Source organism: Sphaerochaeta sp. UBA5849 (genome assembly GCA_002432715.1).
Lineage (GTDB): Bacteria > Spirochaetota > Spirochaetia > Sphaerochaetales > Sphaerochaetaceae > Sphaerochaeta.
The window spans coordinates 19,050-31,965 of sequence record DJGJ01000069.1; the positions used below are offsets into that span (position 1 = coordinate 19,050).

The 12,916-nt window shown below is 46.6% G+C and carries 11 protein-coding genes and 1 pseudogene; 2 read left to right on the plus strand and 10 right to left on the minus strand.

The window, feature by feature from the left end:
* Positions 1-70 precede the first annotated feature (70 nt).
* The 7 genes and pseudogenes from B3K89_RS12310 to B3K89_RS12340 all read right to left on the minus strand — a co-directional run.
* Complete coding sequence (locus tag B3K89_RS12310) at positions 71-451, minus strand: hypothetical protein (RefSeq protein WP_345907474.1); 381 nt, start codon at positions 449-451, stop codon at positions 71-73.
* 76 nt (positions 452-527) lie between these two features.
* On the minus strand, positions 528-1,124 hold the full coding sequence (locus tag B3K89_RS12315) for a hypothetical protein (RefSeq protein ID WP_320350738.1): 597 nt from the start codon (positions 1,122-1,124) through the stop codon (positions 528-530).
* A 2-nt stretch (positions 1,125-1,126) separates the two neighbouring features.
* Entirely contained in the window at positions 1,127-1,450 is a 324-nt protein-coding gene (locus tag B3K89_RS12320; protein ID WP_320350740.1) for a hypothetical protein, read from the minus strand.
* A 918-nt stretch (positions 1,451-2,368) separates the two neighbouring features.
* Positions 2,369-3,040: an RloB domain-containing protein gene (locus B3K89_RS12325; RefSeq protein WP_345907475.1), complete on the minus strand. Its 672-nt coding sequence runs from the start codon at positions 3,038-3,040 to the stop codon at positions 2,369-2,371.
* A 3-nt stretch (positions 3,041-3,043) separates the two neighbouring features.
* Positions 3,044-4,351, minus strand: a complete 1,308-nt coding sequence (locus B3K89_RS12330; RefSeq protein ID WP_345907476.1) for an ATP-binding protein — start codon at positions 4,349-4,351, stop codon at positions 3,044-3,046.
* A 263-nt stretch (positions 4,352-4,614) separates the two neighbouring features.
* Complete coding sequence (locus tag B3K89_RS12335; protein WP_345907485.1) at positions 4,615-5,274, minus strand: recombinase family protein; 660 nt, start codon at positions 5,272-5,274, stop codon at positions 4,615-4,617.
* Positions 5,251-5,646 (minus strand): annotated as a pseudogene (locus tag B3K89_RS12340) (hypothetical protein); the annotation flags it as partial. The pseudogene B3K89_RS12340 and the gene B3K89_RS12335, both read right to left, overlap by 24 nt.
* Before the next feature lie 347 nt (positions 5,647-5,993).
* On the opposite strand from B3K89_RS12340, the gene B3K89_RS12345 reads away from it, so the two are divergent.
* Together B3K89_RS12345 and B3K89_RS12350 are read left to right on the plus strand one after the other, a co-directional pair.
* A complete protein-coding gene (locus B3K89_RS12345) occupies positions 5,994-7,220 on the plus strand; it encodes an AAA family ATPase (protein WP_298503821.1) in 1,227 nt (408 codons plus the stop codon).
* Positions 7,221-7,230: 10 nt separating this feature from the next.
* Complete coding sequence (locus B3K89_RS12350; RefSeq protein ID WP_345907477.1) at positions 7,231-7,866, plus strand: RloB family protein; 636 nt, start codon at positions 7,231-7,233, stop codon at positions 7,864-7,866.
* A gap of 362 nt (positions 7,867-8,228) precedes the next feature.
* Here the strand turns inward: B3K89_RS12350 and B3K89_RS12355 are convergent, their stop codons facing one another.
* From B3K89_RS12355 to B3K89_RS12365, 3 genes are all read right to left on the minus strand, one after another.
* Positions 8,229-8,462: a single-stranded DNA-binding protein gene (locus tag B3K89_RS12355; RefSeq protein WP_345907478.1), complete on the minus strand. Its 234-nt coding sequence runs from the start codon at positions 8,460-8,462 to the stop codon at positions 8,229-8,231.
* Between the two features lie 394 nt (positions 8,463-8,856).
* Entirely contained in the window at positions 8,857-11,982 is a 3,126-nt protein-coding gene (locus B3K89_RS12360) for a DEAD/DEAH box helicase (protein ID WP_345907479.1), read from the minus strand.
* Positions 11,972-12,820: a Hachiman antiphage defense system protein HamA gene (locus B3K89_RS12365; protein ID WP_345907480.1), complete on the minus strand. Its 849-nt coding sequence runs from the start codon at positions 12,818-12,820 to the stop codon at positions 11,972-11,974. The genes B3K89_RS12360 and B3K89_RS12365 overlap by 11 nt, the downstream gene beginning before the upstream one ends.
* Between the last annotated feature and the right edge of the window lie 96 nt (positions 12,821-12,916).

Here is a 12,916-nt window from a genome sequence, read left to right on the forward strand (position 1 = left end):
CACTTAACTTGAAATAAGGAGTTTAATTCTTTACTTCTGTTTCAATTTAGGATTGCTGGAAAGGAAAAAATCAAGATGGGATTACATTCTCCTTGATAAGGAGCTCGGTCGTCGGGGTAGCCTGAACTATCTCGTTGCCTGAAGCATCGAAAATCTTGACGCAATGCGCAAGCTTCCCGCAGGATTCAAAACGATATAGGGACTTGGCAAAGATGGTCATTTGGAAATCACCCTCTGGGTCTCGCTCATCTGGAGGAAATTTGAACTCCCCTTCTCCGAGCGCATTCTCAACATCATTTACTGAATACATGACCTGGAACTTATGTGCCTTCTTTTTTAGCTCAGCCGAGATCGAGAAGTCCAACATCATCCCAAGGACCAAATCCTTCGGCCAAACACCCGCTTCTTCAGCAGTGACCGAGAATACTAACTCTTTGGTATAGATTCCCATGAGTGATTTCTTGTTGCCAACTTCCGACCGTATATCGTCACAAATGATGAAACTGTTGATTTTCATGGAGACTTCCCTACCTCAAGAATTCAAAGACGTTATTCCCGCTTGACACTACTTCTGGAATAATCTTTCTAGATCCTTTGATGAATAATTCGAAATGATTTCCGGACATCTGGGCATTCGAGGTCACTTCAACCTCCGGGTGCTCAGAACTAATATTTACAAGTTCCTTGGCTGCATGTTGAAGAAGGATCTTCCTGGCTGCCTCATGGTCAAATTGCATGTCTGCGACAGCAAGTACCCAGGGATAAGTCCGAATAATCCTCATCAGTGCGATTGCTGATGCCGAAGGAGACATGGATCGCTCATTCTTCCACCTCGCGATTGTTCTTGCAGGAAGACCCAAGGCACGTTCCATGGATGCAGTCGTATGGCCCATGGCATTAAGCTCATCAAGCACGTTCACCATTGAAATTCTCTTGAGCATCGAAAGCTCTTTTTGAATCACGGGATCATTGCTCCCATCATCCTCGACAAATCCACAATGACGACATACTTTTTCTTTTATCTTGACTGTGGAAGATCCACCATAGGGTTCGCTAAGCTCAATCTCGTGCTCTTCGATCGACACAGCGTCCTTTCCACAATATGTACATATGATTTTTTCCATAATCACTCACTCCCTTCCAAACTCTCAGGCAACAATTTTGCATTCCTTAACGCGATTTCAAAGGCAGTAGGGCCACACGCATCATCCCGATGAAACGACTTGATAACCCACTTCTTATTCGATTCACTATAAAAGAAGGAGATATAGCCGATGGAAAACCCTGACCTGAAATGATACGCATCGCAAATTGGAGGGGGAATCTCAGCGCTACGTCGATACTGAATCGAATTGACAAATTCGAGATTCTCCAGACCACCTGTAGCAATGAACGAGAGAATGGCTTTTCTGGTCTTGAGATTAAAATCCCTATCAGCTGTTCGTATCACCCCTCCTTCAAGAGCTACTATCGACGGCCTACCTCCATTTCCCTTGCATGCCCGTATAAAATCCTTGATATCGTATTCCGGTTGCGGTTTTGGCACTGCAGTACTCTTGATTATACATAATGTATAAGATAAGTCAATCAACTAATCTCGTATGTACAACCATTCTCCTCGTGTAGGTGTAGTATGAAAGTATGACATAGTGAGACCATTTTGTGTTCTTGCTACGTCACATTGTTGTAATTGTACCACCCTTTTTACTGTACGTACATGATTTTACATAACGGTTATCTCTTTAGGACTTATTCGTATGAGTTTCCCATGCTATTAGCTTGAGGAAATTTCGATGGAATTTTCGCAGAAATAGCGCATCTTTGGATTAAAATCACTTTAGTCATCGGGGAAATGGTAAGCACCACACCTATCCGACTTCATGTCGGAAAAGATATTCTTCAGCTTATCACCTGCATAATGCCTTACTTGCTTGCATTCGATTTGTTGGAACAGGATTTTCAGGTTGCTCTTTGGATTGATTCGTTCTTTATTTAACATGATATCTAAGCCCGTAGCTTTCTATCACATGGTACTCTACTATCGAATGAAACAAAAGTTTTCTCATTCCAAAACTTATCACGGTTTATTATGCAATAGCTACCTTGCGATACTTCATTGCCACGGCAAACCGAGAGTCTTCGAGCAGGCATTCTAAAGCGCTGATCGACCCTGATCGAACGGTTGGGTGGGTACGGTGTTTTTAACCTGGTGTTTCCTACAGCTACACAGCCATCACCTATCCGTAGCGCCTTTGTTCTCGGCATTGACATCTTTCCTGAACGGCGGTCCGCGCTACGAGGAGCAAATCACTATGGATGAAGTGTTCTCGAATTTTCTCTCGGTGGGGACACAACAGGATTGGAAAACCTAGCGTGATCTATCATATGGAGGAATCTTACATTGTGTGAAGATACTCTTCACTACCTCTCCAATCGAGAGGGACGGATTGACCGTATAGTACTTATACCCACAAAAGTTTTGCTCAAGCCAGCCATTTTCCCTATTCATCTCCATTATTCTCTCAGCCCTATTGATTGCACTGCGTACATCATCCAATGTCAGTTTAGTCAGCAATCTCTTGAAGTTATCTTCCTTCTTATATTCATCCATATCTGAGAAGTGTTCCTGATATGCCCTGTTTATCGGATCCAGATACTGATGCCGATAACTCAAGGACCCAGTGCAATCAGCTTTATGGAGCACCATCCATAGATCGAAAGCAAAATTGCTGTAACCGAGCGAATACTTGATGGTCTTTCCAATACCTTGTGCTTCCTTCATACGCCTCAAGGTTGTTTCGAATTGCTGCACATGAACCCGTTCCTCGCTTTCACGATCGAATATGTGGAAGATCTCAGTTTTCCCCAAAACGCTCATACCCTTGGCCCGGGAGAGAGGATCTTTTTCTATCTTGCAGTCGAACGAAGACTTGAATTTTGCCTGCGGCAAAGCATTGATGCTTTTGCTCAACCATTGTAGATACCAATCTTCTGTTTCACCCTCGACCGAGAAGTAGAAAGGTTTTGATAGTTTCTTCATCACCTACCCCTCATTGGCTTTTTCCATGAGGTCTCGGATGATGGGTGCAAGATCGATACTCTTGATCGCCCCATATCGGTCGATGAAATAGTTCTTCATGTAGTCCTCTGTCTTTCTAACGCCATTCGCACCGGCAGTGCCGAAATCAGATAAGGAATAGTGCGTGCTGCAATGCGTCTCATCATCACGATCCACGAACTTGATTTCGTCCCTTCTGAACAGATTGGAATTCAGGAAGATTGGATTGTGTGTATTGAACACCAACTGTGCTCTGTGGGTGTTCAGCTCATCGTTGTGAAACAGCGTGATGATATTCATCAATGCCATCGGGTGCATCGAGGCATCGAACTCATCGACAACCAAGACCCCACCTTTACGCAAGGTTTGCAAGACAAGAGGGAACAGGTTGATGAAACGGATCGTTCCGAAAGACTCGAACAGCTCTACAGGAATGGCAGTAGACTTAACGTCCCCCTTGAATATGGAGCAAAGCTGTGCTTCTTCATGCTCTCCATCCAAGACATATCCCAAGGCATTCGAATTGACACCAAAGAGGGCTGCCGCCTCGTTCAATGTCTTTTCGATGAAGACCGACCGTTTTTTCGGTTCGGAGAATTTGCGGACCAACTGCATCGAATCCGACCGGTAGATGACGATGAAGCTCTTGTCCATCCACTGGGCAATCATCGAGGCTAGTTTTGCGCTGAACATGGTCTTGAATCCGTTGGCAAGAAACAGCTCCTCGTTATGTAGGCTACTTTGGGCCAAGGCCGCCGCACCTTTCGCGTTCTGCTCATACGCAGGAACCAAGTAGGATCGGACAACCTCCATATCTCCAACCTGAAGAGTTGCATCACCACGGGAAAAGAGGATGGCATTATTGACACGAAGGATCTCCTTGAGAACCTTCCGCTCATTTTCCCGCTCCAGGAACCGCCCGAGGTCAAGGGAGATTGCATATTCGAAGAGAAGACCTTGCTCAATAAACGTAATGGAGAATTCCACCGGCTCGGGTACAGTAAGCGTATTGTTGGGAATCAACTCAAGCATATTGGATGCAGCATTGGGTAAATCCTTGGCCTCAACATTTCGAATATTACCGCGAAGCACGATTTGCTTGAATGTCTCCATCGCCCCGATGATATTGGTCTTTCCCGAGGCATTGGGTCCGTAGATGACCGCCGAGCTCAAAGCTTTATGAACATTACGCCCGATCTTCTCCGAGAGAATGCTGTAGTCCAGCCCTTTCTGCTTAGGGGCGACTTTCATGGAGAATACACATTCATCCTTGAAGGATTTGTAGTTCTTCATCTTGAATTCCAACAACATGGTAATACCTCTATTTTGCAAGAATATTGCAAAATCATATTCAATATATACCTCTAAATGAAAATATTGTCAAACAAAATTACTGATTTTGCAGGTATTTGACAATATAAAATTATGAACTACAGACTTTCAAGGATAGCACTTAATCATTAGCCGCCTGGCGATACTTCATCACCACATCGATACCATCCGGCTTAACAACCACCCTTTCGACCGCGTTTACCAAAGTATCGGAGTCAAACTCCTCAACCGATCGCCATGGCAATCCGAGAGTNNTCGACCCTGATCGAACGGTTGGTGCAGGTGCGCTGTTTCCTGTCCCTGCGCTTTCTACAGCTACACACCAGATAATCATATTCGGTACCCTTGTACTCGGAACCGTCACCTTTCCTGTAGGGCAAGCCGCATTCACTGCAGTATACCAATCCATACAGGTAATGCGATTGCGAGTTCCGATAGATGCCGGCCTTGCGCTCTTGGTCGACCCACTCAAACCGTGCCTTCTCCTGCTCGAACAACTGCCGGTCCACGATCGGCTCATGGTCGTCGGTGAGATAGTAGCTGGTATAGGGCTTGGAGAAATCCGGCTGCTTGGTGATCAGGTCCCTCACCGGGCCCTTCTGGATCATCCGGTCGCCCACATACACCTCGTTGGATAAAACTTTCCTCATGTTCCCTGATCCGGGAATCCGCTTGGTTGTGGAGTTCGCAGCTCCGAGGTCCATCAAATGCCGATGGATCTCTATGGGGTACAAACCCGTAGCATAGTCCTCGAAAATCACCCTGACGATCCAGGCATCCTGATTCGGCACTAGCACCCCATCGACCTCATTGTATCCAAGGATTCGGTTGCTACCCAGGTGCCTGATCCCCTGCTCGGCATGCTTGCGAAGCAACCACTTCATGTTCTCCGATATCGAGCGGGACTCCTCCTGTGCCGCGACGGCCAGCATGGAGAACGCCATCTCCGCCGATCCGTCCATTGACGAGATGCCCTCGCGTTCAAAACGAACCTCGACACCCAGAGCCTTGACCGTACGGGCGAGTCCCCTGCCGTGCTCCTGGTAGTATTTGATAGCTGCAGCTTTTTGCTCTGCTGTATATCCTTTTTGTAATCGGGACTTCTTGTGCAGGTCGTCTTCTTCAAGATATTCCCGATACCATAGCGTAAGCATCCTGGTGGTTGGATACCCAAGTTCCCTTACGACAGCAGAAGCACTTTTGTCAAACTTTATGTAAAGTTCAACGGCTTTCTTCCTCTCATCATATGAATACATTCCCTTCTCCTTAAAGAGTCCAAGAAAATGTCTCCACCCCCGCTTGGGAAAGTTCTCGGTCAGGGGATGGAGCCCGGGTTGCATAGCCGGCTGCGAGGGAGACCAAATAAGAGCCTGATTTTCAGATGTGTGGATTTTGTGGAATTCCTTCCTGGTACCGGAATTCCTTTGAAATCAATCGTCAAAGAAATGAATCCAAATCCATCGCAATATGTGGAGTTGTAAGAAGTACCGATTGTTTAGTGATTCTCAGTTATTTTTTTTATTTTTGTCATTTTTTGGCAAAATATTGATAATACTATTGATTTCCAGCATATATTCACGTATTCTTTGATTGGAGGGCATGTATGCTGATCCAATTTAGCTTTGAGAATTACAGATCATTCAGAGACTCTGCGACATTGTCCATGCTGGCTTCTTCAGGAAAGGAGAATCCAGACAATGTCTTTGAGACGTCCGCTGGAAAGCTGCTGAAGTCCGTAGCAGTTTTCGGCTCAAATGCATCCGGCAAGTCAAATCTCATCAAGGCGTTGGCTGCTGCCATACTGATTGTCAGGACGACAAGCGTCAGACAGCTGGATGAGCCGATTCCATTTGTAGACAGGTTCTTGTTCGATCCAGACGGGAAGAAGGACACCTCCTTTGAGTTTGATTTTATCGTAAACGGGAAACGCTATATCTATGGGTTCTCCTGTGATGGAAACACAATCAGCGAAGAGCATCTGTTGGCCTACAAGACGCAAAAACCAACGACAATCTTCAAGCGGATTCAGGAGAGCTATCAGTTCACTGATAGCAAATATAAGCAGGAGCTGGCTGCCCTTGTCCCAAGGAATACTCCGAACAAGCTCTTTCTTGCGACAGCCACCACCTGGAACGCAACAGCAACAAGAGAGGCCTTTCTTTGGTTCAGCAGATTCATTGATGTCTATGAGCCGTCAAATCCAATTCCGATGTTCAGCTCGTATGAATCCGACAAGGATGGCGGGCTTAAGGAATTCACGAAGCGGCTTCTCAAGGAATCGGATATCAACATTACCGACTACTCGATAGAGTCCCAGAGAGTCGAAAACTCTGGAATTGTTGGTTTCGGTGCAGGCTTGAAGCATGCAGGCCCTCTGGAACAGAAGGCCTACAAGATCAATGCAACGCATCTTGTAGGCAACGGTGAGGAAAAGAGAGCGTTCATGCTCCCATTGCAGGATGAGTCCAAAGGAACACAGAATCTTTTCTTTCTCAGTCCGCAGCTGAAGAACGCCTTTGACAATGGGTATGTGTTTTGTGTCGACGAACTCGATGCCAGTCTCCATCCGGCTCTGCTTCTCTATCTTGTGGGTCTCTTCAACAGCGAAGAGACAAACCCAAGAAATGCACAGCTGATCATAACGACTCACACCACCGAGCTGCTGTCCACCCACTACATGCGCCGCGACCAGATATACTTCATTGACAAGGACAACGATACGGCTGTCTCAGAGCTCTATTCATTGGATGAATACTCAGTAAGAACCCGTGAGGATGTGAGAAAGTCCTATCTAAACGGAAAATTCGGTGCAGTTCCGAATATCGGCTGAGGTGACTCACATGAGCAGGAGATTCAAGCAAAAGACAAGAGGCAACGCCTCGAAGAGAAAGCGTTCAACGGTCTTCATTGCAGCCGAGGGCCACAATCGTACAGAGAGAAACTATTTCAAAGGATTCATCGCAAGACATAAGAATCTGGCCCTCAGGATGGTTCCTGATTCCAGCACAGATCCAGTGAGAATGGCAGAAAGCCTAGGTGATTTCATGGAAGAATCTGGATTTTCATCCCTGGATGGGGATCTTGCATTCTGCCTGATCGATCATGACTGCAACCATGCAAAGGATGATCAGATACGACAAGCATTGAAGATTGCTCAAGACAGAGGTTTTCACATCATACTCTCAAACCCATGTTTTGAACTCTGGTTCATATGTCACTTTACATCGACACCAAAGAACTATGCCTCATCGAAGGAAGTGCTCAAAGACATCATTCACTATCTCCCTGGATATGGGAAATCCGATGAGGACCTGTTTATGCGAACTGAAAGCCATCTGCCAGAGGCAATCGAAAATGCGAAGAAACTCGAGAAGCGATGCCTGGAATCCGGCTATACACTCCATGGATATGGATTCTCTCCAAGTACAGAAGTATACAGGATGACTGAGTTGATGATGGCAATGAATTCCAGGTGATCATGACTGCATCGGCAATTTTGCAAGCTTCAATAGTGAGAGCAGGTGTCTCAACCTTTGATTCTCCGGCATGGGTTCCAGAATGCGGGTTTCCTGACTTGCTGACTTGCTGAAAGAAACATCAGCCAAAAAAGCTGAATGGCGTCGCGAAATGAAGTTTTTAAGCAAAAAGTGAGAAAACAAATTCTCCTACCAAATCCTGCTTGGATAATCATGTCTCAGGGTAAAGGGGGAGTGTGCAGGATTCAGATACCGGAGAAGATCCTTCCCTGCTTCTGACAAACATCGTTGTCGAGAGACACGAAAAAAGAACCGATAAATCACCAGAGCCATACCATACAACCAACCTGCAATACTTTTGGTCAATGCTTCAGATATCTCTGCTGTCCTGAAGCTCCTTTATCGGCAATTGTCACCTTGCAGTCATGGGTTCCGATGTAGCTGAGGAAGAGCGAACCCAGCATGAGCCGGTCCCGCTTGGCAATTCGGTTCCACTCATATCCCTTGAACAGATCCTTCACAAGAAAGATCTCCCCTTCCCTGACATGCTTGGTCTCATCGATCGCAGTCTGCAACAAGGAATTCATGTCTCCCATAAGCCGATACCTCCATCATAGATAGTAATACTTTATTTTAGATATTTTTATTGTTCTTAATATTGATATTATACGAGAAAATGAAAAAATCACCATCATTCTGTGGATTTTGTGGAGATAGTACACGGTACCGGTTTTCCCGAAATCAGGCCCTGGAGGCCCCTTTCAGCGATTCCTGTGGAAATTGTGNNCACCTCCCTGTCTCAGTTCATGGTCTTATTATAAATCGAACAATACGCAGATCTGATGACTGCTCCAAACGAACTTACGCTGAATGGCTGGCAATAGGTAATCCCGGTTATTTATCGCATCAATCGCTTCCTTGATGCTTATTGCTCTTTCATATTCACCTGCCATAAATCAGCTCCATTTAGGTTTGATAGTTGTTTTGTTGTCAGAGGAGTTCATTCATCCTCTCCTGAAAATAGGCTGGGTATTTCTCCATCACTGCCATAGCTGCGTCTGGGTCTTTTTTCAGCGCCTTCACGATATCCTTCTTCTGAGTCGCTGCCAGGTTCAAGAATGCGGCGAGGTCCTGAGCAATGACACGGTCCGAAAAGCCAAGCTCGTATAGGGCGATGGTTGTTTCGGTTGGCAGCCCATATTTCAGCCGCTTCTGAAAAAGCTGCAAACGATTGATTAGATCTCCGGTGCCATCTTTATCAATGGTTTCTATGAATTCAGATACAGCGCCTATAACAAGTGCTCCGTCATATGCGAGCGCTCCTTCGCAGACGTCAACGACGTGATCTATCTTGAAATCCCTCCGGCGTGTGCCCCATATCATCTTGGTTTCTCGCTCACGAATGATTTTTAGGAGTTTGCTGAATGGCTTTCCACTTATCCACCCATGCGCGATTTCTTTAAGCACCTCCGGCTTATCGAACTTGGTGAATACACTACTGCTGATATGTTTAGTAAGCAGTGGCCAAACAAGATCGAACACTTCTGTTTCATCAACAATCGAAAGCAGGTTATCAGAGTTGGTCTGAACCCACTCCTCAATATCTTGGGCATCCTGAATGCCGTAAAGCGTCCTTCCGTAAATCTTGCGGCGAGCCGGATCTGTGATGTTTGCTGATATGTTCCGAGCGAGTAGCCGAAACAGCTCGTGAATATGATTCTCTTTCTGTTCATCATCAGCCAGAAAAAAGGCAAGCGTCCCTTCGGCCAAACGAGTCACGTCGGCTTCCGAAAGCCCATCCTCCGTTTCATCCCAATGGGATAATAAAAAACTCTCAACGGCACATATGAGACTTATTCTCCAGACAACTTGCCGTTCGACACCATCTCTTGAGAAATTTTTATCTCCATGTTGCGCAGCTATCCCGGCAGACAATTTGGCGACTTCATCAGGATCGTCGATATAGGCCTTAGCAAAATCCAGTGCCTCCATGGTGATAGTGTATTTCTCGTCGTCACTCTTGATGGGATCGAATATCGATAGGAGATTGCTAATGCATGGCTCAGAATTGCGTGGTTCCAATAGTTCTTTCACCTGATTCCAGCGCCATTTATCATTGCGAGCTTTTCGCTTGTCATAAATAGCCGGATCAGCAAACAGGATACTGCCTTCGGTATGCATCCCGGCTCGGCCCGCTCGGCCAATTAGGTTGTGAAAATCGCGAACCTTGATACGCTCCATGCCTTGGTAGACACTGGTCACAATAAGGTATCGAATCGGAAGGTTTACACCCTGCGCCAAAGTGGATGTACAAACAACAAATCGCACAAGGTCGTCACGCATGGCATGCTCCACCGCCAGCCGGATACCATGCGGCGTATTGCCATGATGGGAGAAAATGCCGTGTGCCGCGCTCTGGGACGCCGGGGCGTCAGCACCGAGATTCTCGACATGCAGATGTCTCAGCCGCTCAACTTCCTTGGCGTCTGAAAAATCTGACGGTAAGGCCAAGGGTGCGCCTCTCTCGATAATATCAACGGCCTTTTCACAGACGCTGGCCGCTGTCGATTTCCTTCCGCAGAAAACAGCAATACTGCCATTCGGGACCAATTTGAGGCCAAGGTATAGTGCGATAGCCTGCCCGTCAGTTTTTTCAGGAAAAAAACGGTCGATACTTTCCCGCTTCTTCCTTCCGAGCTTGAATCTTTCAATCACCCTCGGAACGAAAAATTCATTCTTTTCGGCGTCACTGCTGTCGACGTACTCGATTCTTCCCAACTGATCTAGCCAGCTGGCGAATCCAACCGACCTGAAAGTCGGAATTAAAGTTGTACCTTCGACGACATTTGGCTCGCCGTTTAACCATTCTCCAACAGCCTCGGCGTTGCTGATGACCGCTGAGATCAGTACCTTTTGGGCACCTTCGGGAACCATGAATCGCAGCGATGTAAGAAGCAACTCGTATGTAATGCCTCGGGTGCCGCTGTCGAACTGGTGGCCTTCATCAAAGACCAGTAGGCCTACGTGGGAAGCCAGCTCCGGAGTCTGCCTAAGGACGTAGAGCAGCTTCTCGGGGGTTACCACCAGAATCTGTTGGTGCCCCAAAAGTTCAGCAATGTCGAAGTCGGTCTGTAGGGCATCGGACAATTCGTCCACCTTGGTGGGTTCGTTGTGAAATGCTTCGACGAGGCTGTTTTTGATCTCCTGGCAGAGCGCCCTAAATGGAGCGATGATGATAGCCAGTGAGATCCGGTCAGCAAGAAAGGCACTTCTAAGGATCAGTTCCGTTGCCTTTGTTTTGCCAGCGCTGGTGGGCATTTGAACGATGGCAGACTCGCCTTTAAGTACATCAGCCTTGCCCAAAAGGTGTTGTGCAGGCCAAAGCTCCTTGATGAACGATTCCTTCTGCAATGCATATAGCCACTTGTCACGAGGAAGATCGGAGTAGGACGGCAAAGCTTTCCAAGCGGAATTCTCCAGCTTTTTCCTCAACACAGCCGCGATTACATCACCCAAAAGAAGCTGCCTTGGTGTGCCGAAATCATAGACAGCGCCTTTCAGCTTGGTTGCCAAATCGAGAAGATTGTCTTCGCCATTCCCATCTTCAAAAAACTGAAGAATCCATTCTGAAATCCCAACAATGAATTCGCCGAACGGTCCCTCGGCTTCATCGAAATAGGTTTCAAGATCGGCCTGCAACAACCAGAGCAACAAGTCTTCCAAACCATCGCCATCTATGTCTGGGCAGTCACCATCTAAACGCTTGGCTAATACCGATGCGCTTCCAGGAAGATCACACATGTAATAGGAAGCGGAGCCCAGTAGCACGAGATATGGATCAAGTGTCTCGTTCAACTTTGACTGGAGATAGGAGTCGAAAAAGCGGGCGGAAAATAGCAGATTGTTTTTCAGCTCTGCGAGGGAATCGGGATCTGACTCCCCTCGGTTGATAGCGGCGGCAAGATCACCCAGAAGGCCTATCGAGATGGTGAAGAGCTTATTCGGATGTAGTGATAAATCTATGTCCTGATATTCTTCAGGTACATGGTACTCGATCATCTTAGCTTTTGATCGAGTAACACCAAGAAGACGATTGGATTTTCTATCAGGCCTCATCCGCAGCCCTCCTGTAGAGCTCGTGGACAAGGTCCATCAAGCCGGGTCCTTTGATAACCAAGAGGACAAGGCTGTCACCATTGGGATGAGGGAAGAACTCCTTTGATTTTGAAGATTTGGGAATTTTGCTACAGTCCGACGATGCCAGCTCATCACTATTGAAACATTCATCAGAAATGATTGCCGCCGCTCCGTAGGTCTCCCTATAAGGCATATCTACCGGGTTTTGAAATCTCTCGATTTTTTGAGCTTGTTCAATCTCTCTTTTTTCAAACAGCTTCTGCTTTATAAAATTCAACGACTCATCGATTCGGATGTGGTCCTTGGCGGAGTCATTAATAGCATTCTGCAGACGGTTAATCTTGGATGAGGTGAACTTGGTCTTGGATTCAAAGACAAACAACACGTCCTTGGTGGAGGCGTCGCCGTCTTTTTTATGAAATCGAAATCCAATGACATCGCTGCCCTTGGGCGATTCATCTCGAACAACCTTCGATGACCACCGTACTCTGGGCACCCAGTAACCGAGAAACCATTGCAGGTAATCGGAAACCAAGATTTCCCCAAAATCTCCTGCTCGGATACCTGGACCAAGTTTGGTTGTTTTACTCGGAAATTTAATATCGGTCAGGTAATCCGAGCGTGAACGTTTCCCACGGAGAAAATCAATGTCGGTATCCGGACAATAGTGATTCCGAAAGTGTTTCGCCCATGCTGAGAGCACTGTATCATCTTGTACATGACAGAATTCCCAGACCTCGACAGCTTTGCCATCTGCGGTTTTCAACCGTTCGCCAGTATCAACCAGCCATTTTGTATGTTCCGAAGTCCAAGGCATTCCTTTGTCCTCCCTTTTATAAGGTAATCTTTAACTCAATGAATAGCAAATTATCGTAACCAGACACCTCAATGGACACCGGGCATGAAAGGGCCC

Bases quoted from the DNA above. Each gene is read 5' to 3' on its own strand.
- B3K89_RS12310 (WP_345907474.1), bottom strand. From the start codon at position 451: ATGGGAATCTATACCAAAGAGTTAGTATTCTCGGTCACTGCTGAAGAA.
- B3K89_RS12315 (WP_320350738.1), bottom strand. From the start codon at position 1,124: ATGGAAAAAATCATATGTACATATTGTGGAAAGGACGCTGTGTCGATC.
- B3K89_RS12325 (WP_345907475.1), bottom strand. From the start codon at position 3,040: ATGAAGAAACTATCAAAACCTTTCTACTTCTCGGTCGAGGGTGAAACA.
- B3K89_RS12330 (WP_345907476.1), bottom strand. From the start codon at position 4,351: ATGAAGAACTACAAATCCTTCAAGGATGAATGTGTATTCTCCATGAAA.
- B3K89_RS12345 (WP_298503821.1), top strand. From the start codon at position 5,994: ATGCTGATCCAATTTAGCTTTGAGAATTACAGATCATTCAGAGACTCT.
- B3K89_RS12350 (WP_345907477.1), top strand. From the start codon at position 7,231: ATGAGCAGGAGATTCAAGCAAAAGACAAGAGGCAACGCCTCGAAGAGA.
- B3K89_RS12355 (WP_345907478.1), bottom strand. From the start codon at position 8,462: ATGGGAGACATGAATTCCTTGTTGCAGACTGCGATCGATGAGACCAAG.
- B3K89_RS12360 (WP_345907479.1), bottom strand. From the start codon at position 11,982: ATGAGGCCTGATAGAAAATCCAATCGTCTTCTTGGTGTTACTCGATCA.
- B3K89_RS12365 (WP_345907480.1), bottom strand. From the start codon at position 12,820: ATGCCTTGGACTTCGGAACATACAAAATGGCTGGTTGATACTGGCGAA.